This window comes from Nonomuraea sp. CA-143628 (genome assembly GCF_050942315.1).
Classification (GTDB): domain Bacteria; phylum Actinomycetota; class Actinomycetes; order Streptosporangiales; family Streptosporangiaceae; genus Nonomuraea.
Map to the genome: position 1 here is coordinate 4,154,805 of NZ_CP192072.1, position 21,631 is coordinate 4,176,435.

Below are 21,631 nucleotides of genomic sequence, written 5' to 3' on the forward strand. Positions count from 1 at the left end.
GGCGGGCGTCGGTTGACTAGGGGACGGGAATCCGTTCGACGCGGATCGAGAAGACCTCCTCACGGGGCACCACGACCTCGTAGGCGCCGTGGTCGACCATCCAGTAGCCGAGCGCCTCCGCCTTCATGCCGCTGTGGCCGGTGTAGGCGATGTGCAGGCCGTCGTCGTCCTCGTCGAGCACGATGCACGGCTCGCCGCCGAACGCCCCGACCGTGCGGATCAGCACCAGCCAGTCGAGCTCGGCGCGGCCGACCGTGCGCCGCCAGTAGCCGGAGCCCGGCTCGAACCCGTCGAGCTTCTCCTCGCTGAACAGCACCACCTGGTCGCTGTCGGGGCCGAGCGCGGCGGGCAGCGTGCGCTCGGCGAACCGCGCGACGAAGCCGGCGGCCACGGGGGTGATCTCGTCACTCATGCGGCGGGCCGCCAGGTGAGCCCGTCGTAGGTGGCGAACGGCCGCTCCTGTTCGGGGGTGATGTGCACGATCTCCGCGCCCGCGGGGATGGGGATCGGCGTGGTGTGGAACTGCGGGACCACGTGCTCGCGCGAGGTGGTGAACCCGTTTCCGGCGAACGGCGGCGCGTCGCTCCAGTCACCGCCCATATGCGGTCCGTACGGAACGGCGTAGGTGTCGGCGTCGCGGGTGTACCAGCGCATGACATAGAGCTCGGGCACGTCGGCCGTCAGCTCCGATCCCTCGAACGAAAGGTCGAGTCCGTAGTAGAGCTGTCTGGGGGTCGTCAGCCGGACGCAGTCCTGAAGCCGGTAGACGTAGCCGGAGATGACCGTGCGTTTACCCGATAGGTATGGCACGAGCAGACGCGGCGGGACGACCTTCTGCATCTGCGTTCTGCTCACTGTTCTACTTTACGATCGCTTGATACCTAGTACGCGATGTTCGAGGCACGGCAGGGCGGTCCTGGCCGCGGCGGTCACCTCCGGGTCCACCTCCACGACCTGAATGCCCGGATTGGTGCCCAGATCGGCGCGGACTACACCGAGCGGGTCGACCAACATGCTGCGACCCACCCCGAAACCGTCGCTCGACTCGGCCGGATTGGGTGCCTGGCCGACGGCGGCGGTCCATGTCGTGTTCTCCAGGGCCCGCGCCCGGACCAGCGTGGTCCAGTGCTCCTCCTTGAGCGGGCCCGAGCCCCACGCGGCGATGACCGCGAACAGCTCGGCGCCCTGGTCGACCAGCGCTCTGGCCAGCTCGGGGAAGCGGACGTCGTAGCAGGTGATCAGCCCGACGCGGAGCCCCGCCAGCTCCACCACGGTGGGCTCGGCGCCGGGGGCGACCAGCTCGGACTCCTTCGCGCCGAAGGAGTCGAACAGGTGGATCTTCCGGTAGGCGGCCTTGACGGAGCCGTGCGCGTCGATGGCCACGGCGGTGTTGTGCACCCGGCCGGAGCCCGGCTCGAACACGCCGGCGATCACCGCGATGCCGTGCTCGCGGGCCGCCTGCGCCACGCCGGACACGAACGGCCCGTCGAGCGGCTCGGCCAGGTCGGTGATCCGGCTGCCGTAGCGGGTCAGCGTCGCCTCGGGGAAGATCGCCAGATCGGCGCCTTCGGCTTTGGCGAGCGCTTCGCGGACCCTCTTGAGGTTGGCAGACGGGTCAGGAGACACCGGGATCTGGCAGAGGGCGATTGTGGTCACGGCCCGACTCTAACCGGTTGGGCACCCGTCGAAACCAGGTCAGGCACCGCCAGACCCACTCGAGCGGGCCGTACCTGAATCTCGACAGCCACCACGCGCTGAACGGAACCTGTACGGCCAGCGTCGCCACGGTGATCACGATCACCCACCAGCGCGTCGGGTCGGTCTTGAGCAGGTGGCTCGCCAGGGCGATCACCAGCGTGCCGGAGATGTAGTTGGTCAGCGCCATCCGCCCGAGCGGCTCCAGCACCGCCGACAGCGGCGCCGACCACCGGGTCCGCAGGGCCAGCAGCAGGCCGGTGGAGTAGGCGGCGGCCCCGGCGAGCGCGGCCGTGCTGTAGACGGTCCAGTTGTGGTTGGTGGTCCAGGCGGCGGTGAGCAGGGCGGAGGCCAGCGCGCTGACCGCGAAGACCGGCAGCAGCAGCCGCCCGGACGGGCGCGACTCCATCAGCGCCATGCCGAGCAGGAACAGCGCCGGGATGAGATACGGCCCGGCCCCGACCGACACCGTCCACACGACCGCGGCCACCCCGAGGATCACCATGGGCAGGCCGCTAGCCAGGAACGAGGCGGGCAGCAGCACCAGCGCCCCGAACGCCGCGTAGGCCGTCAGCACCTCGCCGCTGTAGAACGTGCGCTGGAGCAGCCCGAAGCACAGCAGCCAGAACAGCCGGCGCACCAGCACCCACCGCCCGGCCCGCTCCAGGACCAGGACGAAGCTGATGCCGAACAGCAGCGAGAAGATCGGGTAGAACCGGCTCTGGAACAGCGCGTCGATGGTCCAGTCGATGCCGTTCTTGGGCTCGTGGACGGCGTGCTGCCAGGTGTTGACCAGCATGATGCCGCCCACCGCGAAGCCGCGGAGCGCGTCGAGCTCTCGGATGCGCCTCACAGGATCCAGGCGAACCACCATACGAGGAACCCGGCCGCTGTGACGGCGGCCACCGCCTGCGGCCATCCCCGCCGCAGCGCGAGCGCACCGAGCGTCAGTACGGCCGAGCCGACCGCCACCCAGGTGTACGGCCAGGCCGAGGCGGGCAGGCCGACGGCCAGCGCGGTCTCGTTCTCCTTGAGCATGCTCCACACCGCCGAGCCGACCAGCCCCGTGAACGCCGTCCCCGCCAGTCCGGCGAAGGCGGCCAGCGCCCGGCCCTTCAGCGCGCCCGCGACCAGCTGGATCAGCGACACCAGCGCGAACAGCGCGAACGGGGTGGCCAGCCAGGGCGACAGCGAGATCTGGTACGGGGCGCCGGTCGCGAGTACGTCGCCCGGGTTCAGCCGGGGGAAGACGGTCGCCTTCTCGGGCGAGCAGGGTGCGGCCGTCCCGCCTGACGGGGTGTCCACGAAGGCCAGGATGTGGCGGCGGGCGCAGGCGTTGGCCAGGAACACCGCGTGGCCGGTGCCCGCGAACTCCACGAAGCGGGCGTTGGGCAGGCTCTTGGCGGCGGGCTCGCTGGTCCTGGTCGGCGTCGTGGGGTCGTACTGGCCGCCCACCACGAGCACCGGGGCCTTCGCGGTGGCGTTGACGGGTGCCGACTTGGGAAGCTTCCAAGCATCACACACCGCTTTGTCACTGTTTACGGTGAAAAGTCGGGATTTTGTGGCGTATGTGTTGAACGGAACCTCGTCCTGGCACTGCACCGCGTGATACAGCCCGAACTCGTGTGAGACCAGTGCGTCGCCCACCGCGTCGGCGAGCGGGCGCAGCAACTCGTCGTGGCCCGTGGCCAGCGCGTCGATCATCGCCGGCGCCACGGCGAGCACGTCGGCCTCGTGCAACGCCTCCGCCATGACCGTGGAGACGTCGTCGCCGGTAAGCCGGGCGGTGAAAGCGGTGCCCAGCAGCGGGTCCGTGGTCGGCACCCGGGCCGGGCGGGCGTTCAGCCGCTTCACCATCGCCTCGAACGGCTCGCGCAGCCCCAGCTTGGCCACGGTGTCGGTTAAGTTGCGGTCGGCGTCGTCGTACCAGCCGACCTTCTCCGGCAGGTACGAGTCGAGCACCACCGAGCGCACCCCCGCCGGGTCGGCGGCGGCCACGTCCATCATGACCCGGGTCGAGTAGCTGACCCCGAACAGGTTCCAGGTGGGGTAGCCGAGCGCCTTGCGCAGCTCGACGACGTCGGCGGCGATCTCCTTGGTGTTGTAGCCGCGCAGGTCCACGCCCTGCTGCGTGAGCCGCTCCCGGCACTTCAGCGCGGCGGCGCCGACGTCGGCCGACGGCTCGCGAAGCCGGTCCAGCATCGCCTCGGCCGTCTCCGGGCAGCCCAGCGTCGGCTGGGAGTATTTGCTGCCGCGCTGCTCGACGGCCACCACGTCACGGTCGGGGAACATCTGGCTCAAGAACCCCGTGAGCTGCATAGACGCCGAGGCCGGGCCGCCGCTCATGTAGACGACCGGATCGGGCTTGCGGTCCTTGGCTTTCGAGGCGTGCACGGCGTAGCCGACCTTTATCGTCTTGCCCGGCGTGTCCCTGCGTTCGGGGACGACTAGGAAACCGCAGGTCGTATCGTCGGGCATGGCGACAGGGCACGCGCTCTTCTCGACACCGCCCGGACCCATGACGGGCGGCGCGGAGAGGGCGAGCGCGAGGAGGACCCGAATGATCACGCAACGAGACTAATAGTCTGGGGCCGTGACGGAACCACTTGTATCCCGGATGCGCGCCTTCGGTACGACGATTTTCGCGGAGATGAGCGCGCTGGCCGTACAGACCAGCTCGATCAACCTCGGGCAGGGATTCCCCGACACCGACGGGCCCGCGGCGATGCTCGACCGGGCGGTGCAGGCCATCGTGTCCGGCGCCAACCAGTACCCACCCGGCCCCGGCGTCCCTGAGCTGCGGCAGGCCGTCTCCGAGCACCGGGCCGACCACTACGGCCTCGACTACGCCGCCGACGGCGAGATCCTGGTGACGGTGGGCGCCACCGAGGCGATCGCGGCCAGCGTGCTGGCGCTGTGCGAGGCGGGCGACGAGGTGATCGCCTTCGAGCCCTACTACGACTCCTACGCCGCCTCCATCGCGCTGGCCGGGGCCCGGCTGGTCGCGGTGACCATGCGGCCCGTCGAGGGACGATTCACCTTCGACCCGGACGAACTACGCGCCGCCGTCACGCCGCGTACCCGGGCGATCCTCGTCAACTCCCCGCACAACCCGACCGGGACCGTGTTCACCCGCGCCGAGCTGACCGTCATCGCCGAGCTCTGCCAGGAGGCCGGGCTGACCGCGATCACCGACGAGGTGTACGAGCACCTGACGTTCGACGGCGTCGAGCACATCCCGCTGGCGACGCTGCCCGGCATGCGCGAACGCACGGTGATGATCTCCTCGGCGGGCAAGACGTTCTCCGTCACCGGTTGGAAGACGGGCTGGATCTGCGCCCCCGCCTCGCTGATCACGGCGGTGCAGACGGTCAAGCAGTTCCTCACCTTCACCGCGAGCGCGCCGTGGCAGCTCGCGGTCGCCTACGGCCTGCGCAACGAGCTGGAGTGGGTCTCGGCGCTGTGCGACGGGCTGGGACACAAGCGGGACCGGCTGATGGACGGGCTGGCGGCGGCCGGGTTCGAGGTGCTCAGGCCGTCGGGGACGTACTTCGTGCAGACCGACATCCGGCCGCTGGGCTTCGCGGACGGGCTGGAGCTGACCCGGCGGCTGCCGGAGCTGGTGGGCGTGGTGGCCATCCCGACGCAGGTCTTCTACGACCACCCGGGCCGGGGCAGGCACTTCGTCCGGTTCGCCTTCTGCAAGAAGGACGAGGTGATCGACGAGGCGGTCACCCGGCTCAAGCGCCTGTCGGCTTAGCGCCTCTCGAAACTGTAGTTGTTCGGCTACAGCGTGGAATGAGCACAGCTGAGCTAGGGTAGGAGCCCTTCCCCGCCAGGGATCACCTCTGGGCCCCGACCCCCGAAGGAGGCGAAATCGTGCTCACCGTCGGTGACCGCTTTCCCGAGTACACGCTCACGGCCTGCGTCGGCCTCGACCCCGAGAGGGCGTTCGCGGAGATCGACCACAAGACCTACGAGGGCAAGTGGCGCGTCGTGTTCTTCTGGCCGAAGGACTTCACCTTCGTCTGCCCGACCGAGATCGCCGAGTTCGGCCGGCTCAACGGCGAGTTCGCCGACCGCGACACGCAGGTTCTCGGCGTCTCCGTCGACTCCGAGTACGCCCACCACGCCTGGCGCAAGCACCACGACGACCTGCGCGACCTGCCGTTCCCGATGCTGAGCGACGTCAAGCGCGAGCTGGGTGGCGCGTGCGGGGTGCTCGGCGACGACGGCACGGCCCAGCGGGCCACGTTCATCGTCGACCCGCACAACGAGATCCAGTTCACGATGGTGACCGCCGGATCCGTGGGCCGCAACGTCAAGGAAGTCCTGCGGGTCCTCGATGCCGTGCAGTCCACCGAGCTCTGCGCCTGCAACTGGAACAAGGGCGAGGCGGGTCTCGACGCGCAGACGTTGCTGGCCCGGGGAGCATCGACGACCTGAAGCGGCGCTGCCCGGCTACGCCAAGGCCGTCAGGATATTGGCGATGAACACAGCCGCCATGATCACCTCCGGGGCGGAGGTGGGTTCTCCGGGTGCCCATCTCCGCCCCGGCTGTCAGCCGCCGGCGTTCTTCGCGTCCGCGCCGTGGGGCGCGTCCAGTGGGGTCAGCGCCGCCGTCGCCTCCTCGTGCTCCATCCCGGTGGCCTGGAGCAGGTCCACGGCGATGGAGCGCAGTTGCGCGATGATGACGTGCGCCGAGAAGCCCAGCCGTTCGGGACGCTCCCGCGCCGCGACGGCGAGCAGCGCCTGCCGGGCCAGCATGGGCTCGCGTCCGGCCGCCAGTTCGAGCTGGAGCAGCAGCGCCGCCTCCGACACCTCGCGCATCGCCTCGGCCAGCGAGGTCGGCGGCGGGCTCGTCTCGCCCAGTGCCGCCAGCGTCCGGCGGGCCAGCACCCTGGCGTTGCGCAGGGCCAGGTCCACCGGCACGGCCACGGTCTCGTACCTGGCCAGCCGGCCACGCCGGTGCCAGTGCAGCGGCGAGATCAGCGTGATCTCCTTGCTGGTCTCCACCGCCCGCTCGAACTCCGCGACCGCCGCCTGGGTGTTGCGCGCCTCCTCCAGGGACTCGGCGGCCAGGTCCACGTCGCGCTTCTCGATCGCCTCCGCGGCCCGTTCGAGCACCGTGGACAGCGCGTCGAGCACGCCCGACAGGTGCTTGGCGGCGATCGTGAAGGGGCTGGCCGGAAGCAGCGCCGCCGCGGCGATGCCGATGACGCCGCCGGTGAGCGCGTCGGCCATCCGGTCCCAGCCCCCGGCGCCGTCCGCGGGCACCAGGGCGGCGACGAGCACCGCTGACGACCCGGCCTGCGCCACGAAGAGCGCCCCGCTGTTCAGCAGCACCGCGGTGGTCATCGCCAGCGCGACGACCAGCATGATCTGCCAGGCGCCGGAGCCGATCCAGGACACCAGCAGGTCGCCGACGCCGACGCCGAGGCTGACCCCGACCACGAGCTCGGCCACCCGGCGCAACCGCTGCCCGAGGCCCACGCCGACGCAGATCAGCACGGAGATCGGCGCGAAGAACGGGCGAGGGTGGTCGAGCAACTGGATGGCGACGGTCCAGGCGAGCGCCGCGCCGACCGCGCACTGCGCGATGGAGGGCGCCATCAGGCCGAACCCGCTCAGCCGTTCCCGTACATGATCGCTGAGCCTCGTTCGCACCCCTCTACCTTGGCGGATCTTTGTGACATTAAGGTCACAATGCCCGTATTCGGGCGTGTCGGCAGGTTCCGCCAACCGGCCGTTCTTCCGCTCCCCCGCAGGGGGATCCCTCGGTTGGGACCCAGCCACGGCGGGCCTCTTCTTCCTCTTCCCCCGAAGGGGTCCTCCAGAAGGACCCCAGCCAGCACGGGTCCTTTTCTTCCCCGCCCCCGGAGGGGGTATCTCTCCAAGGGACACCAGCCGCCACGGACCGTCACAGAGACCGAGACGGTCGTGGGACGAACCCCCAGGGGGTCACCGCACTAGGGGACATCCTCTTCGCCCGTGTCCAGGGGCGGGAGGGCGGCCATCGCCTGCTCGCGGTCGCCGCCACTCGCCTGGAGCAGGTCCACCACGATCGACCGGTACTGCGCGACCATCACCCCGGCCGAGAACCCCCACCGCTCATCCGCCACCTGCCGCGACGCCACCGCCAGGATCGCCTCGCGGGCCCGATCCGGCTCGTGCCCCAGGGCCAGCTCCTCCCGGAGCAGCTGGGTCGCGTCGGCCAGGTCGCGCAGCGCGACCGGCAGCCAGGCAGGCGGCGGGTTCTGCCCCCCGAGGGCCACGACGGCCCGCCTGGCCAGCACCCTGACGTTCCTGACCGCGTGATCGAGTGGTACGGCGGCTGTCTCGTACCCCTCCAGCCGGTGGCGGCTCTGCCAGTGCAGCGGTGAGATGGTGGCGATCTCCCAGCTGGTCCCCAGCGCCTGCCGGAAGGTGTCCACGCTCGTCTGCGTCCCCCGCGCGACCTCCAGCGCCTCGGTCGCCAGAGCGGGGTCGGACTTCTCGATCGCCTCCGCGATCTTCCGGAGCGCGTCGCCCAGCGCCTCGAACATCCCCGACGCCTGCCTGGCCACGAGGGCGAACGGGCTGGCCGGCAGCAGGGCCATCGCGATGATTCCCATGACGCCGCCGACCAGCGCGTCGAGCATCCTGTTCACCCCGCCGACGCCCGACGGGGGCAGCAGGGTGGCGACGAGTACGGCCGAGGATCCGGCCTGAAGCACGATCAGGGAACCGCTGTCCAGGAGCACGCCCATGGCCATCGCCAGTGCCACCACGAGTGCGATCTGCCAGGCGCCCGAGCCGATCCACGACACCAGCACGTCGCCGACGCCCACGCCGAGGCTGACCCCGACGACCATCTCGACCATCCGGCGCCGCCGCTGCCCGAGGCCCACGCCGATGCAGATGATCACCGCGATCGGCGCGAAGAACGGGCGAGGGTGGCCAAGGACGTCCTTGGCCACCAACCAGGCCAGCGCCGCCGCCACGGCACACTGCCCGACCGTCGGCGCCATCAGGACGAGCCTGCTCAGCCGCCGTTTCACCTGCACGAACCCTCGCCTACCCAGCTTGCGGCGCTCCATCGGCCAGGAACTCGTCCACGGCCCGCAGGAACGCCGCCCGCGCGGAGACGTGGATGAGATGCCCGACCTCGATCGTGACCAGCTCGGCCCCCGGAATCCGCTCGGCCACCGCCTCGACGTCGAGATGGCTGGCGCCCGACAGGACCAGGGTCGGCGCGGTGATCGAGGCGAGCCCCTCGGCCCACGCCGGATCGGGCGCGAGGAACTGCCGCTCGGTCTCGTGCACCATCCGCCAGTCGAAGCCGGGGGACTCGCCCTCCTCCACGATCGGCGGGCGGTTCTTCATCGCGAACGGCGGCGCCGGATCCTCCAGAACCAGCCGCTCGACGCGATCAGGCCACGTCATGGCCACGAGATAGCCCACCGCCCCGCCCAGGGAGTGCCCCACCAGCGTCGCCCGCTCGAAGCCCAGCTCGTCCAGCAGCGCGACGACGTCGCGCGCCATGTCGGCCAGCGCGTACGCGCCCGGGTAATCGCTGGCGCCGTGCCCCCGCAGGTCGATGGCGAAGACGTGATAGCGGGCGGCGAAGTGCTGGGTGATGCCGTTCCAGTCGTTGTGGTCGGCGGTCCGCCCGTGGATGAGCACCAGCGGGGGAGCGGCCGGATCGCCCTCCTCCCGATAGACGAGCTTTATCCCGTTTACCTGCGCTTCGCGAATCACACCGGTGACCCTATCCCCCGAGGCAGGCCACGACGTTAGGCAGACATTGCCGGTGAGACCCGTGTGCCGCCGGGGTAGGTCTGGGAGTCGCGCGTGTTAACCGCCGAACCCATCGTCCGAATAGGGGTTGTGATGCCGGATCCGATAGAAGTGCGCAAGATGCCGATCGAGAGCGTGACGGACGCCTCCGGCCTGGCCCGGCTGATCGACGACGGGGTGATCGAGGCGCACCGGGTGCTCGCGGTGATCGGCAAGACCGAGGGCAACGGGGGAGTGAACGACTACACCCGGATCCTGGCCGACCGGGCCTTCCGTGAGGTGCTGGCGGCCAAGGGGCATCCGGCGCCGGAGACCGTACCCCTGGTGTGGTCCGGAGGGACGGACGGCGTGCTCAGCCCGCACGCCACCGTGTTCGCCACCACCGACCCGGCCGGCGCGCCCCGATCGGATGAGCCGCGCGTGTCGGTCGGCGTCGCGATGAGCGACGTGATCCTCCCGGAGGACATCGGCCGGCCGGCGATGGTGGAGAAGGTCGCGGCCGGGGTGCGCGAGGCGATGAAGATCGCGGGCATCGACGACCCGCGCGACGTCCACTACGTGCAGACCAAGACGCCCCTGCTCACGCTGGCCACCATCACCGACGCCAAGAGCCGCGGCCAGGACACCGCCATCGAGGAGACCGGCCCCTCCATGGACCTGTCCAACTCCACGACGGCCCTCGGTATCGCCGTCGCCCTCGGCGAGATCGAACCGCCGCGGGCCGACCAGATCCACAAGGACCTGTCCCTGTACTCCTCGGTGGCCTCGTGCTCGTCCGGGGTCGAGCTGGACCGGGCGCAGATCGTGCTGGTGGGCAACGTACGGGGGATCGGCGGGCGTTACCGGATCGGCCACGGCGTGATGCGGGACGCCCTGGACGCCGACGGCATCTGGGACGCGATCCGCGACTCCGGCCTTCCGCTCCCCGAGCGGCCGCACCACACCGACCTCGGCGACCGCCTGGTGAACGTCTTCATGAAGTGCGAGGCCGACCCGTCCGGCCGGGTCCGGGGGCGGCGCAACATCATGCTCGACGACTCCGACGTGCACTGGCACCGCCAGATCAAGGCCACGGTGGGGGGAGTGGCAGCGGCGGTCACGGGCGATCCGGCGGTGTTCGTCTCGGTCGCCGCCGTCCACCAGGGCCCGTCGGGAGGCGGCCCGGTCGCCGCCATCGCCGACCTGGGATAGCGAACCGCCGGGTCGCGGGTAGTCTCGGGCGTTGTGCCCAGCATTCCCCAGCCACTCGACCCCGGCGACGACGGCACGGCCGCGCCCGCCGTGGCCGCCGCCCTGACCTCCTACGAGCGAGGCGAGGCGGACGCCACCGAGGTGCTCAACGCCCTGACCGCCGCCCGGCTCCTCGTTCCCGTGGTCGCCCTGCTGACCGAGTCGGAGGTGGGCGAGCACGGGCTGCGCCAGGAGAAGGAGAGCGAGATGGCGCTCCCCAAGCTCGTCGGCAAGGACGGCAGGGAGGCGGTGCCAGCGTTCACGGGCGCCGAGTCCCTGGCCAGATGGCGTCCCGACGCCCGGCCGATCCAGGCCACCCTGCTCCAGGTCTGCCGGGCCGCCGCCGGTGAGCGGGTCGCGGCGGTCGTGGTGGACGTGGCGGGGCCGGTGCCGTTCGTGATCGAGGGCGGCGTGCTGGAAGCGCTGGCCGCCGTCGAGTCGGGCACGCTCGACGAGGTCTCCGGCGTGACCGTGGCCCACGTCGAGCCGGTACGCAAGCGCCGATGGTTCTCCAGGAAGTAGGGTTCGGCGAGTGGTGGCACTCGTCGCGCTCCTCGGACTGATCGTCGGCCGCTACGTCAGGACGCTCGCCGGTTGCTTCGTACCGAACCCCCCGGACACCCGCGAGGAGGCCCGCGCAGCCCTGGACGCGGTGCTGCGCACGGTCCCCGTTCCGCGCTGGCCGCCCACCGTCGAGGTGGCCACCGCCGCCGTGGCCGCCCTCGTCGCCTGGCGGGCGGGCCTGCCGTACGTCTACTTCGCCCTGGCAGGTACGGCCCTGGCGCTCATCGACTGGCGGACCACAAGGCTGCCCGACGTGATCACGCTGCCGTCGTACCCGATCCTGGCGCTGTCCCTGCTGCCCACGGGGGAGCTGTCCAGGGCGCTGCTGGGCGCGCTGGCGCTGGCCGCCGCGTACGCCGTGCTCTGGTTCGCCCGCCCGGAGGCGATGGGTCTGGGCGACGTCAAGCTCGCCGGGCTGATCGGCATGGCGGCCGCGGCGATGAGCTGGCAGGCGTGGGTCGTCGCGGCCGTCGCCGGCCAGCTGTCAGGCGCCCTCTACGCCATCGTCCTGCTCCTCACCAGACGCGCCACTCGCGACACACAGTTCCCTTTCGGCCCGTTCATGCTGCTCGGCGCCTTCACGGCACTCTGTCTCGGCCAGTGAACACCGGACATCCCACTAGGCGGCACGTGGAAGACTTGTACGCATGTTGCGCTGGTTGACCGCCGGAGAGTCCCACGGCCCCGAGCTCGTAGCCGTCATGGAAGGCCTGCCGGCCGGGGTCGAGGTGACCACGGCCGCCATAGACGAGGCCCTGCGCCGCCGCCGGCTCGGCTATGGCCGCGGCGCCCGGATGAAGTTCGAGCAGGACCAGGTGACGATCGCCGGCGGCGTCCGGCACGGCCGCACGATGGGCAGCCCGATCGCCGTCCGCATCGGCAACACCGAGTGGCCCAAGTGGGAGAAGGTCATGTCGGCCGACCCGGTCGACCCGGCCGAGCTCGACGGGCTGGCCAGGAACGCCCCCAGGTCGCGCCCCAGGCCGGGCCACGCCGACCTGGCCGGGATGCAGAAATACGGCTTCGACGACGCCCGCCAGGTCCTCGACCGGGCCAGCGCTCGCGAGACCGCGGCCCGAGTCGCGCTCGGCGAGGTCGCCAGGCGCTTCCTCAAGCAGGCGCTCGGCGTTGACATCGTCAGCCACGTCACCTCCATCGGCGGCGCCCAGACGCCCACCGAAAACCTGCCGGGCCCCAACGACCTGGCGCGCATCGACGCCGACCCCGTCAGGTGCGCCGACCCCGAGGGCAGCGCCGCGATGGTCGCCGTCATCGACCAGGCGCACAAGGACGGCGACACGCTCGGCGGCGTCGTCGAGGTGCTCGCCTACGGCCTGCCGCCCGGCCTGGGCAGCTACACCCACTGGGACCGCCGCCTCGACTCCCGGCTGGCCGGAGCGCTCATGGGCATCCAGGCCATCAAGGGCGTGGCGGTCGGAGACGGCTTCGAGACCGCGCGCCGGCCCGGCTCGCGCGCCCACGACGAGATCGAATACACCGCGGCCGACGGCGTCAAGCGCATCACCAACCGCGCGGGCGGCGTCGAGGGCGGCATGACCAACGGCGAGATCCTGCGGGTCAGCGCCGCGATGAAGCCCATCTCCACCGTCCCGCGGGCGCTGGCCACGATCGACGTCAAGACCGGCGAGGCGGCCAAGGCGCACCACGAGCGGTCCGACGTCTGCGCGGTCCCGGCGGCGGGCATCGTCGCCGAGGCCATGGTCGCGCTGGTGCTGGCCGACGCGGCGCTCGAGAAGTTCGGAGGCGACTCCGTCGAGGAGGTCGCCCGCAACCTGTCCGGCTACCTGTCATCGATGGTGATCAAATGATCAAGGCCGTGCTGATCGGCCCCCCGGGGTCCGGCAAGACCACCCTCGGCCGCCTGCTCGCCGGCCTGCTCGGCGTCTCCTTCCGCGACACCGACGCCGACGTCGAGGCCACCGCGGGCAAGCCCGTCTCCGACATCTTCATCGAGGAGGGCGAGGCCCGCTTCCGCGAGCTCGAACTGCAGGCCGTGCGTAAGGCGCTGGCCGAGCACGACGGCGTGCTGGCCCTGGGCGGCGGCGCGGTGCTCAACGAGGAGGCGCAGCGGCTTCTCGCCGGCCAGCCGGTCGTCTACCTCCAGGTCGGCCTGTCCGACGCGGTCCAGCGGGTGGGCCTGGCCTCCGCCCGGCCGCTGCTCGTGCTCAGCCCGCGCAGCCAGCTGAAGAAGCTCATGGAGGAGCGCCGCCCGATCTACGAGCGGCTCGCCGTCCTGACGGTCGTCACCGACAAGCGCGAGCCCGCCGAGCTGGCCGAAGAGATCATGAAGGGGCTCCCGGCATGAGCGCGACCAGGATCGCCGTGCGCGGCGACAGCCCCTACGAGGTGGTGATCGGCACCGGCGTGCTGCCGGAGCTGGCCGGGCTGTTCAAGCCGGGCGTACGCACGGTCGCGGTCATCCACCCGGCGGGCCTGCCCGAGATCTCCCGCCCGGTCTGCGAGGCGCTGTCCGGCGCCGGATACGACGTGGTGGAGCTGCCTGTGCCCGACGGCGAGGCGGCCAAGTCGATCGAAGTGGCCGCCGAGCTCTGGTCGGCCCTGGGCCGCTACGGCGTGACCCGCTCCGACGCCGTCGTGGGCGTCGGCGGGGGAGCCACCACCGACCTGGCCGGGTTCATCGCCGCGACCTGGCTGCGCGGCGTCCAGGTGGTGCTGATGCCGACGACGCTGCTGGCCATGGTCGACGCGGCGGTCGGCGGCAAGAACGGCATCGACACCCCCGAGGGCAAGAACCTCGTCGGCACCTTCCTGCCTCCGGCGGGCGTGCTGTGCGAGCTGAGCACGCTGTCGAGCATGCCGCGCGCCGACTACGCGGCCGGGCTCGCCGAGATCATCAAGGGCGGCTTCATCGCCGACCCCACCATCCTCATGCTGATCGAGGACGACCCCGACGCCGCCGCCACGCCCGAAGGGCCGCACACCCGCGAGCTGATCGAGCGGAAGATCCAGATCAAGGCCGACGTCGTCGGCGCCGACCTGCGCGAGGCCGGGCTGCGCGAGATCCTCAACTACGGTCACACGCTCGGCCACGCGATCGAGCGGGCCGAGCACTACACCATGCGCCACGGCGAGGCCATCTCCATCGGCATGGTGTTCGCCGCCGAGCTGTCCAGGCTCGACGGGCGCATCGGGATCGACCTGGTCGAACGCACCCGGTCCATCCTCACCTCCGTCGGCCTGCCCACGACCTACCGGGCCGATGCGTGGCCGCAACTGCGCGACCACATGCGGCTGGACAAGAAGAACCGGGGCGCCAAGCAGCGCTTCGTCGTGCTCGACGGGCTGGCGAAGCCGGGACGGCTGGAAGGGCCGTCCGAGGAGCTCTTGGAGGCCGCCTACCGGGCGGTCGGCCGATGACAATGCGGCAGCCGGCCGCGTCCCGGGCGGTCGGCCGGTGACGCCTTTCCCCTGATCACCTTTCCTTAAACACCTTCCGCTCTATTGCTTTACCCGCGTGTGGGGGTGGCGGCGGGCGTGGCGGCGGGGTTCGCACTACAGTCAGATGTCCTGACGCACCACGGCACGGCGGAGATGAACAGCAGGTCATGAGGCAATATCGCTCTTTCGTCGCTCTTGGTGACAGCTTTACCGAAGGTCTCAACGACCCCGGCACCAACGGCCACTACCGTGGCTGGGCCGACCGGGTGGCCGAGCGGCTGGCGGCCGACGACCCGTCCTTCCGCTACGCGAACCTGGCCGTACGCGGCAGGCTGCTCGAGCAGATCGTCACCGAGCAGGTGCCGATCGCCGTCGAGATGGCGCCCGACCTCGTCAGCCTGTGCGCGGGCGGCAACGACCTGCTGCGGCCGGGCAGCGACCCCGACGTGATGGCCAAGCGGCTCGCCCGCGCGGTGCGCGATCTGCGGGCCACCGGCGCCGACGTGCTGCTGTTCACCGGCGTCGACCCGCGCGACACACCGGTGATGCGGCGGCTGCGCGGCCGCTTCGCGATCTTCTATCTACACGTACGCTCCATCGCCGACCTCTACGGGTGCCGGCTCGTCGACCAGTGGTCCATGCAGGGGCTGCGCGACTGGCGGGCGTGGAGCGAGGACCGGCTGCACATGAACCAGGACGGGCACCGGCTGGTGGCCGCCCGGGTTCTCGATGTGCTGGGTGTGCCGTTCGACGACTGGCGCAAAGTGTGGCCCGAGCGCACCGTCGACCCGCGCGCCCGGCGCCGCGAGGACGCGCAGTGGATCCGCGAGCACCTGGTGCCGTGGGTGACCCGCCGCCTGCGCGGCGCCTCCTCGGGCGACGGCCTCGACCCGAAGCGCCCCGACCTCGCTCCTTGGGCCCACTGACAAGCCCAGCCTTCTGACCAGCCCAGCCCCCTGACCAGCCCAGCCCCCTGAGCGGCACGGCTCTCTGGCCTGTGTGGCTCTCAAAAACCCCTGCCGGGCAGGCAGGGGCGGGTCAGTCTTCCGTGGACAGGCGCTTGAGGGCGGCCCGTGGGATCGCCGGGTCCGTGGTGCGCCAGAACGGCGGCAGGGAGCCCAGCAGGAAGCCGCTGTAGCGCGCGGTGGCCAGGCGCGGGTCGAGGACGGCGATGACGCCCTTGTCGTGCTGGGCGCGCAGCAGCCGCCCGGTGCCCTGGGCGAGCAGCAGGGCGGCGTGCGTGGCGGCGACCGTCATGAAGCCGTTGCCGCCCTTGGCCGCCACGTGTCGTTGCCGGGCCGAGGTGAGCGGGTCGTCGGGGCGCGGGAACGGAACCCGGTCGATGATGACCAGCCGCAGCGACGGGCCGGGGACGTCGACGCCCTGCCACAGCGACAGCGTGCCGAACAGGCAGGTCGCCTCGTCCTCGGCGAACTGCTTGACCAGCAGCATCGTGGAGTCGTCGCCCTGGCACAGCAGCGGCACGTCGAGCCGGTCGCGCAGCGCCTCGGTGGCGGCCTTGGCGGCCCGCATCGAGGAGAACAGGCCGAGCGTGCGCCCGCCCGCCGCCTCGATCAGCTCGGCGATCTCGTCGAGGTAGGCCTGTGGCAGGCCGTCACGACCCGGCTGTGGCAGGTGCTTGGCCACGTACAGGATGCCCGCCCGTGGATGGTCGAACGGCGAGCCGACGTCGATGCCCTGCCAGCCCTTGTCGCCCAGCCCCCACTGGCGGGCCAGGCCGTCGAAGGTGCCGCCGAGCGCCAGCGTGGCCGAGGTGAGGACCACCGTGCGGTCGCCGAAGAGCCGGTCGCGCAGCATGCCGCCCACGTTGAGCGGGGCCACCCGCAGCACGGGCGGGCGCCGGTCGGTGGCGCCCTCCAGCCACACCACCTCGGCCCGGTCTTCCTCCGAGGCGTGGCCGTAGGCCTCGAGCATGCGCACCGCCGTGTCGTGCACCTCGTCGAGCGCGGTGAAGGCGGCCTTGCGCTGGCCGGCTCGGTCTGGATCGTCCTTGTCGCCGCCGCGCGGGCCGAGCGCCGAGACGCATCGCGCCGAGGCGTCGCGTACCAGCGCCAGCGTGAGCCCGAGCACCTCGGGCAGCTCGTCGACGCGTCCGGGGGGAGCGGCGGCCAGCAGCGCCTTGAGGTCTTCTGCCGCCTCCATGAGCTGGTCGGCGATCGGCTGCTCGATGAGCCGGCCGACCCGGCGCACGGCGAGCGCGACCGAGCTCTCCGACAGCTCGGAGGTCACCACCGAGGTCACTCGGTCGACGAGCTCGTGAGCCTCGTCGACGACCACCATGGCGTGCTCGGGCAGCACCGGGATGTCGCCCATCGCGTCGATCGCCAGCAGCGCGTGGTTGGTGACGACCACGTCGACCTCGCCCGCCCGGCTCCTGGCCAGCTCGGCGAAGCACTCGGCGCCGCTGGGGCAGCGCGTGGCGCCCAGGCACTCCTGGGCGCTGACCGAGAACTGCCGCCACGCCTGCTCGTTGACCCCGGGCACCAGCTCGTCGCGGTCGCCCGTCTCGGTCTCCTCGGCCCACTCCTGGATGCGCTGGACCATCCGGCCCGTCGCGCCGACCTCGCGGGGGTCGAAGAGCTGGTCCTGCTCGTCGTCCTCGGGCCAGCCCGCTGTCGCCTTGTAGCGGCACAGGTAGTTGCGCCGGCCCTTGAGGATCGCGAACGTCGGCTCGTGCGGCAGCTCCTTGCCGAGCGCCTCGGCCAGCCGTGGCAGATCGCGGTCCACGAGCTGCCGCTGGAGCGCGATCGTGGCCGTCGAGATGACCACCGGCTTGTCGGCCTCCATGGCGTGCCTGATCGAGGGCACCAGGTAGGCGAGCGACTTTCCGGTGCCGGTGCCGGCCTGGACCGCCAGATGCTCCTCATCGTCGATGGCCTGTTGCACGGCCTGCACCATCGTGATCTGGCCCCGCCGTTCGCTCCCTCCGAGAGCGCTGACCGCGATGCTGAGCAGTTCTTCGGCTGAGGGAAGATGGGAGTCCGGCACGGCAGTAAACGGTACCTGCAATCGAGGGTCGACGCGCCGAACGCCGTGTGATCGTGTGGACGCATCCCGGCGTTCTGGGACGTCCACAGCGGCTCGCGTGGCACACTGAACGATCGGAACTCCAACTGGCCCAAAAGACCTACCTGGAAGTGGCCAGTGGGGTATGAGGTCAGATGGGGAGAGCCGGTTCAGTAGGGTTTACCGGGGTTGAGTGGACGGATAAAGGCTGGTTAAAGCAGTATGTCTGCCATGTCGGAAGTTGTCCCGTTGCCGTCGTTCGGCGAAGTGTTCTTCGATGCTCGAGGTCAGGAGCGGTGTCTCCGGGTCACGTGGCATGAGGGCACCCTGGTGCTCAGCCTGTGGCGAGGTGAGATGTGCACCGCCAGCTTCCGCATGCCGATGGACGATGTCGGCCGGTTGCTCGACACCCTCGATGACGGGTTCGCCGAGGCCACGGGCGAGCAGCCCGCCGTGCCCGCGCACGACCCGGGCACCGAGGTGATCCCCGGCACCGGCCAATACCAACGGCCGCACCAGAGCTCCCCACCGCCGCCGCCGCACGAAGACCGGCCTACCGCCGCTCTGTCCCCCAACGACGTCCTGGTGGCCAGGGGCGCTCCGCCGCCTCAGGACAAGCTGGTCGCCTCCTACAGCGAGACGACCGCGCCGACGCCGCGCGAGCCCCTCGGCCAGCAGTACGGCCAGCAGGGGTCCTACGGCGCGCAGCAGTACGGCCAGCCGAATCCCCGCGAGCCGTTCACCGGCCCCCAGTACACCGAGCCCGAGGCGCCCGAGCCCTTCACCGGCCCGCAATACGCGGTCCCCGCCGCCCCGGACCCCTACAGCGGCTCCCCCCAGTACGCCGGCGACCCCTTCAGCGGCCCCCAGCAGCCCCAGCAGTACGCGCAGCCGGCGCCGGTCCAGGACCCCGGCGAGCCCGTCTACCAGATGCCCGGCAACCGCCGCAGGCAGGCGCCCAACACCGACCCGCTCGGCTTCCCCTCCCAGTCGGCCCCGCCGAGCCGGCCGCAGCCCGAGCCCTTCGCCCAGCAGCAGCAGCCGCACGACCCCTATGGCCAGCGCGGATACCAGCAGCAACCGCCGCAGCAGCCGGACCCGGCCGGTCTCGGCACCCCGATGCACGGCATTCCGGGCGCGGGTCGGCCCCGGGAGCCCATCACCTACGCCAAGCGCGAGGCGTACCCGCCGACGCAGGTGCCCTACCCCTCCACGGACGGCTTCCCCGCCTACCAGACGCCGCCCAACCCGGTCGACCCGCTGTTCTCGATGGGGAGCAACCAGCAGCAGGGCACGCCGTACCAGGCGGACCTGTCCCGGCCCTACGTGGGCGACCCGATGTTCTCCACCGGTGAGCGGCTCCGTCCCGACCAGGAGTACGACGACGACAGGGACCGCCGCAGGGAGTGGTGAGCCCGAGGCGGGCGGACCATCTCGTGAGCGGTACGCTGCCTTCGCGTGCCCGTGCCGAGGTGGAGGAGCGCCGTGAACCCCACGATGGGCCTGCAACTGCTGCTGGTGGCGGCAGGGGCGGTCGCGGTCGCCGCCGTCGCCCGGCGCAAGGGCTGGCCGGCGCCGCTGCTGCTGGTGGCCGCCGGGCTGCTGGTCTCGCCGCTGGTGCCCGCCGTGCCGCTCGACCCGCAGCTGGTGCTGTTCGTGTTCCTGCCGCCGCTGCTCTACTCGGCCGCGCTCGACAGCTCCTACCTGCGCCTGCGTGACGTCAAGCGGGCCGTGGCGCTGCTGTCGGTCGGGCTGGTGCTGTTCACGACGGCCGTCGTCGGGCTGGTCGTCCACCTGCTGCTGCCCGATCTGCCGCTGGCGGCGGCGTTCGCGCTGGGCGCCATCATCGCGCCGCCCGACGCCGTGGCCGCCGTCGCGGTCGGCCGCCGGCTCGGGCTGCCGCGCCGGGCACTCACGATCCTCATCGGCGAGAGCCTGTTCAACGACGCGACCGCGCTGACCCTCTATCGCGTGGCGATCGGAGCCGCCGTGGGCGGCACGGTGGACCTGCTCGAAGGGGTCGGCGAGTTCCTCTACTCGGCGGCGGCCGGGGTGGCGATCGGGCTGGCGCTGGCGTTCCTGTTCTCCTGGGTCTTCCGGCACACCCGCGACTCACTGGTCGAGAACACGCTGATGCTGCTGATCCCGTTCGCCGCGTATCTCGCGGCCGAGTCGGTGCACGCCTCGGGCGTCATCGCGGTGGTGATCGTCGGGCTCTATCTCGGCAACCAGATGCACCAGCGGGGGTTCGGCACCCGGCTGGTGTCCGACGCGGTGTGGAAGGTGACCGACTTCTTCCTGGAAGCGATCGTCTTCGCGCTGATCGGCCTGCAACTGGTCACGGTGATCAAGGGGATCGGCGGCTATGGCGCCTGGGAGGTGGCGCTGTACGCGGTCGTGGTGTTCCTGGTGACCGTGCTGTCGAGGTTCGTGTGGATGTTCCCCGTCACGTACCTGCTCTGGCTGTTGACCGGGAGACGCAAGGGCGATCCGGCGCCCGCGCCCGCGCCGACCGTGATCATCAGCTGGGCGGGCATGCGCGGGGTCGTCTCGCTGGCCGCCGCCTTCGCCATTCCGGTCGGCATGCCCGACCGCGACATCCTGCTCTTCCTCACCTTCACCACCGTGATAGGCACGCTGCTCGTGCAGGGCACGACGTTCCCCGCGCTGATCAGGCGGCTGCGTGTGTCGAGCGAGCAGGAGCAGTATGAGGACAGGCTGGCCGAGGCGGCGGCGCAGCAGGCCGCGCTCGCCGCGGGCACCGAGGTGCTCGACGGGCTGATCGAGGTCGAAGGCGAGCCCGACGAGATCCAGAAGCAGGTCATCGACCAGCTCAGGGAGAAGTCGTGGCGGCGCTCGCTGACCGCGTGGGAGCGTCTGGGCGGCGGCACCGCTCAAGGAGGCGCCGAGACGCCCAGCACGCTCTATCGCCGGTTGCGCCGGGCGATGCTGCAGGCCGAGCGCGAGACGTTCGTCCGGCTACGCGACGAACGCCGCCTCGACGACGAGGTGTTGCGCGAGGTGATGGCCGAGCTCGACTTCGAGGAGGCCATCCTGGAGCGCTAGGCCCCGCGTCAGGCCATCGCGTTGTCGACGAAGCACCACTTCCAGCTTTCGCCCGGCTCGTACGACTGCATCACCGGGTGCGAGGTGGCGTGGAAGTGCTTGGTGGCGTGCTTGTTGGGTGAGGAGTCGCAGCACCCGATATGACCGCACTCCAGGCAGCGGCGCAGGTGCACCCACCGGCCACCTGCCGCCAGGCACTCCTCGCAGCCGTCGGGCGTGCGCGGGGCCGGGTCCTCCGCTTGGGAAATATGCTCACACGTTGCCATAGGTGAAATCCTAGAGCTTCTGTGGCACGGCAGTTCGCCCGCACCCCTTGCTGGTCGGGTGGTGACCGTGGGCATGGTGACCGTAGGTGGTTTGGGGCTATTTGGGGTGATCCAGTCCCGCCGGGGGCGTGAACACGTTGGGTAGGGTCGCAGTATGCGTCGCCTCAAAAGCCGGTTCGTGCCCCTTGCCGCCTTCACCATGTTCGTCTTCGCCGCGGGCTGCGGTGAGGTCAACAACACCATCGACAAGGCCCAGTCCTGCCTGGAGGCCCCCAAGATCGTCACCGAGCTGGGCGCCAAGCTCACCGAACTGAAGGATGACCCGAAGGCCATGGAGAAGGCCCTCGACGACAGCGCCGCCAAGCTCAACGAGGTGGCCGACAAGGCCGCCAACACCACACTCAAGCAGGCCTCCGACGACCTGGCCAAGACACTGAGCGGCATCAACGTCCAGAACGTCAACGACGCCGTCGACGCGGCCCAGAAGGTCGGCTCCGAGACCGCCGCCTATCTGGAGAAGGTCGCCAAGGCCTGCGGCGGCTAACCCCGGCTTCTCTAGGGGGAATATGTGCCAATTAGCGTCG

At 71.0% G+C, this 21,631-nt stretch carries 22 protein-coding genes; 12 read left to right on the forward strand and 10 right to left on the reverse strand.

The features are described 5' to 3' along the window. Positions 1 to 16: 16 nt before the first annotated feature. Genes ACQP2T_RS19230 through ACQP2T_RS19250 form a run of 5 tightly spaced genes read right to left on the reverse strand, consistent with a single transcriptional unit; the run spans position 17 to position 4,263 of the window. The gene (locus ACQP2T_RS19230) at positions 17 to 412 is read right to left on the reverse strand and encodes a hypothetical protein (protein ID WP_433517477.1); all 396 of its coding nucleotides are present in this window, start codon (positions 410 to 412) and stop codon (positions 17 to 19) included. Continuing rightward, positions 409 to 855, reverse strand: a complete 447-nt coding sequence (locus ACQP2T_RS19235; protein ID WP_433517478.1) for a hypothetical protein — start codon at positions 853 to 855, stop codon at positions 409 to 411. Before ACQP2T_RS19235 ends, ACQP2T_RS19230 begins: the two co-directional genes overlap by 4 nt. 9 nt (positions 856 to 864) lie before the next feature. Then, the gene (locus ACQP2T_RS19240; protein ID WP_433517479.1) at positions 865 to 1,656 is read right to left on the reverse strand and encodes a carbon-nitrogen hydrolase family protein; all 792 of its coding nucleotides are present in this window, start codon (positions 1,654 to 1,656) and stop codon (positions 865 to 867) included. Then, complete coding sequence (locus ACQP2T_RS19245; protein ID WP_433517480.1) at positions 1,616 to 2,548, reverse strand: DUF418 domain-containing protein; 933 nt, start codon at positions 2,546 to 2,548, stop codon at positions 1,616 to 1,618. The genes ACQP2T_RS19240 and ACQP2T_RS19245 overlap by 41 nt, the downstream gene beginning before the upstream one ends. Next, positions 2,545 to 4,263 carry an alpha/beta fold hydrolase gene (locus ACQP2T_RS19250; RefSeq protein ID WP_433517481.1) on the reverse strand — a complete coding sequence of 573 codons (1,719 nt, stop codon included), beginning with the start codon at positions 4,261 to 4,263 and terminating at the stop codon, positions 2,545 to 2,547. Before ACQP2T_RS19250 ends, ACQP2T_RS19245 begins: the two co-directional genes overlap by 4 nt. Positions 4,264 to 4,288: 25 nt before the next feature. Here ACQP2T_RS19250 and ACQP2T_RS19255 point away from each other — a divergent pair, with 25 nt between their 5' ends. After that, positions 4,289 to 5,455 (forward strand): pyridoxal phosphate-dependent aminotransferase, encoded by a 1,167-nt coding sequence (locus ACQP2T_RS19255; RefSeq protein ID WP_433517482.1) that lies wholly within the window; start codon positions 4,289 to 4,291, stop codon positions 5,453 to 5,455. Positions 5,456 to 5,574: 119 nt separating this feature from the next. Beyond that, positions 5,575 to 6,141, forward strand: coding sequence for a peroxiredoxin (locus ACQP2T_RS19260; protein ID WP_433517483.1), 567 nt, complete (start codon positions 5,575 to 5,577; stop codon positions 6,139 to 6,141). A 114-nt stretch (positions 6,142 to 6,255) separates the two neighbouring features. On the opposite strand, the gene ACQP2T_RS19265 is transcribed toward ACQP2T_RS19260, so the two are convergent. The 3 genes from ACQP2T_RS19265 to ACQP2T_RS19275 all read right to left on the reverse strand — a co-directional run bounded on the left by ACQP2T_RS19265 (position 6,256) and on the right by ACQP2T_RS19275 (position 9,435). Next, the gene (locus tag ACQP2T_RS19265; RefSeq protein WP_433517484.1) at positions 6,256 to 7,362 is read right to left on the reverse strand and encodes an FUSC family protein; all 1,107 of its coding nucleotides are present in this window, start codon (positions 7,360 to 7,362) and stop codon (positions 6,256 to 6,258) included. 302 nt (positions 7,363 to 7,664) lie between these two features. After that, a complete protein-coding gene (locus ACQP2T_RS19270) occupies positions 7,665 to 8,735 on the reverse strand; it encodes an FUSC family protein (RefSeq protein ID WP_433517485.1) in 1,071 nt (356 codons plus the stop codon). Between the two features lie 16 nt (positions 8,736 to 8,751). Next, a complete protein-coding gene (locus tag ACQP2T_RS19275) occupies positions 8,752 to 9,435 on the reverse strand; it encodes an alpha/beta fold hydrolase (protein WP_433517486.1) in 684 nt (227 codons plus the stop codon). Between the two features lie 132 nt (positions 9,436 to 9,567). On the opposite strand from ACQP2T_RS19275, the gene ACQP2T_RS19280 reads away from it, so the two are divergent. The 7 genes from ACQP2T_RS19280 to ACQP2T_RS19310 all read left to right on the forward strand — a co-directional run bounded on the left by ACQP2T_RS19280 (position 9,568) and on the right by ACQP2T_RS19310 (position 15,614). Beyond that, positions 9,568 to 10,665, forward strand: coding sequence for a ring-opening amidohydrolase (locus tag ACQP2T_RS19280; RefSeq protein WP_433517487.1), 1,098 nt, complete (start codon positions 9,568 to 9,570; stop codon positions 10,663 to 10,665). A 33-nt stretch (positions 10,666 to 10,698) separates the two neighbouring features. Next, positions 10,699 to 11,226 (forward strand): SseB family protein, encoded by a 528-nt coding sequence (locus ACQP2T_RS19285; RefSeq protein WP_433517488.1) that lies wholly within the window; start codon positions 10,699 to 10,701, stop codon positions 11,224 to 11,226. A 10-nt stretch (positions 11,227 to 11,236) separates the two neighbouring features. Continuing rightward, on the forward strand, positions 11,237 to 11,872 hold the full coding sequence (locus ACQP2T_RS19290) for a prepilin peptidase (RefSeq protein WP_433517489.1): 636 nt from the start codon (positions 11,237 to 11,239) through the stop codon (positions 11,870 to 11,872). Between the two features lie 43 nt (positions 11,873 to 11,915). Beyond that, a complete protein-coding gene (gene aroC, locus ACQP2T_RS19295; protein ID WP_433517490.1) occupies positions 11,916 to 13,097 on the forward strand; it encodes a chorismate synthase in 1,182 nt (393 codons plus the stop codon). Continuing rightward, the gene (locus ACQP2T_RS19300; protein WP_433517491.1) at positions 13,094 to 13,594 is read left to right on the forward strand and encodes a shikimate kinase; all 501 of its coding nucleotides are present in this window, start codon (positions 13,094 to 13,096) and stop codon (positions 13,592 to 13,594) included. The genes aroC and ACQP2T_RS19300 overlap by 4 nt, the downstream gene beginning before the upstream one ends. Further along, entirely contained in the window at positions 13,591 to 14,667 is a 1,077-nt protein-coding gene (aroB, locus tag ACQP2T_RS19305; RefSeq protein WP_433517492.1) for a 3-dehydroquinate synthase, read from the forward strand. Before ACQP2T_RS19300 ends, aroB begins: the two co-directional genes overlap by 4 nt. 188 nt (positions 14,668 to 14,855) lie before the next feature. Continuing rightward, positions 14,856 to 15,614, forward strand: coding sequence for an SGNH/GDSL hydrolase family protein (locus ACQP2T_RS19310; RefSeq protein WP_433517493.1), 759 nt, complete (start codon positions 14,856 to 14,858; stop codon positions 15,612 to 15,614). 112 nt (positions 15,615 to 15,726) lie between these two features. Here ACQP2T_RS19310 and ACQP2T_RS19315 read toward each other — a convergent pair whose 3' ends face one another. Beyond that, entirely contained in the window at positions 15,727 to 17,697 is a 1,971-nt protein-coding gene (locus ACQP2T_RS19315; RefSeq protein WP_433517494.1) for an ATP-dependent DNA helicase, read from the reverse strand. A 249-nt stretch (positions 17,698 to 17,946) separates the two neighbouring features. Between ACQP2T_RS19315 and ACQP2T_RS19320 the strand changes: the two genes are divergently transcribed. Further along, positions 17,947 to 19,128 carry a hypothetical protein gene (locus tag ACQP2T_RS19320; RefSeq protein ID WP_433517495.1) on the forward strand — a complete coding sequence of 394 codons (1,182 nt, stop codon included), beginning with the start codon at positions 17,947 to 17,949 and terminating at the stop codon, positions 19,126 to 19,128. 72 nt (positions 19,129 to 19,200) lie between these two features. Beyond that, on the forward strand, positions 19,201 to 20,781 hold the full coding sequence (locus ACQP2T_RS19325; RefSeq protein WP_433517496.1) for a Na+/H+ antiporter: 1,581 nt from the start codon (positions 19,201 to 19,203) through the stop codon (positions 20,779 to 20,781). Positions 20,782 to 20,789: 8 nt separating this feature from the next. Here ACQP2T_RS19325 and ACQP2T_RS19330 read toward each other — a convergent pair whose 3' ends face one another. Further along, a complete protein-coding gene (locus tag ACQP2T_RS19330; protein WP_433517497.1) occupies positions 20,790 to 21,047 on the reverse strand; it encodes a ubiquitin carboxyl-terminal hydrolase 14 in 258 nt (85 codons plus the stop codon). Between the two features lie 154 nt (positions 21,048 to 21,201). Between ACQP2T_RS19330 and ACQP2T_RS19335 the strand changes: the two genes are divergently transcribed. Beyond that, complete coding sequence (locus ACQP2T_RS19335) at positions 21,202 to 21,591, forward strand: hypothetical protein (protein WP_433517498.1); 390 nt, start codon at positions 21,202 to 21,204, stop codon at positions 21,589 to 21,591. The last annotated feature ends 40 nt before the right edge of the window (positions 21,592 to 21,631 follow it).

Excerpts from the sequence above, each read along its gene's own strand:
- ACQP2T_RS19230 (WP_433517477.1), bottom strand. The coding sequence starts at position 412 with ATGAGTGACGAGATCACCCCCGTGGCCGCCGGCTTCGTCGCGCGGTTC.
- ACQP2T_RS19280 (WP_433517487.1), top strand. The coding sequence starts at position 9,568 with ATGCCGGATCCGATAGAAGTGCGCAAGATGCCGATCGAGAGCGTGACG.
- aroC (WP_433517490.1), top strand. The coding sequence starts at position 11,916 with ATGTTGCGCTGGTTGACCGCCGGAGAGTCCCACGGCCCCGAGCTCGTA.
- ACQP2T_RS19300 (WP_433517491.1), top strand. The coding sequence starts at position 13,094 with ATGATCAAGGCCGTGCTGATCGGCCCCCCGGGGTCCGGCAAGACCACC.
- aroB (WP_433517492.1), top strand. The coding sequence starts at position 13,591 with ATGAGCGCGACCAGGATCGCCGTGCGCGGCGACAGCCCCTACGAGGTG.
- ACQP2T_RS19310 (WP_433517493.1), top strand. The coding sequence starts at position 14,856 with ATGAGGCAATATCGCTCTTTCGTCGCTCTTGGTGACAGCTTTACCGAA.
- ACQP2T_RS19320 (WP_433517495.1), top strand. The coding sequence starts at position 17,947 with ATGTCGGAAGTTGTCCCGTTGCCGTCGTTCGGCGAAGTGTTCTTCGAT.
- ACQP2T_RS19330 (WP_433517497.1), bottom strand. The coding sequence starts at position 21,047 with ATGGCAACGTGTGAGCATATTTCCCAAGCGGAGGACCCGGCCCCGCGC.
- ACQP2T_RS19335 (WP_433517498.1), top strand. The coding sequence starts at position 21,202 with ATGCGTCGCCTCAAAAGCCGGTTCGTGCCCCTTGCCGCCTTCACCATG.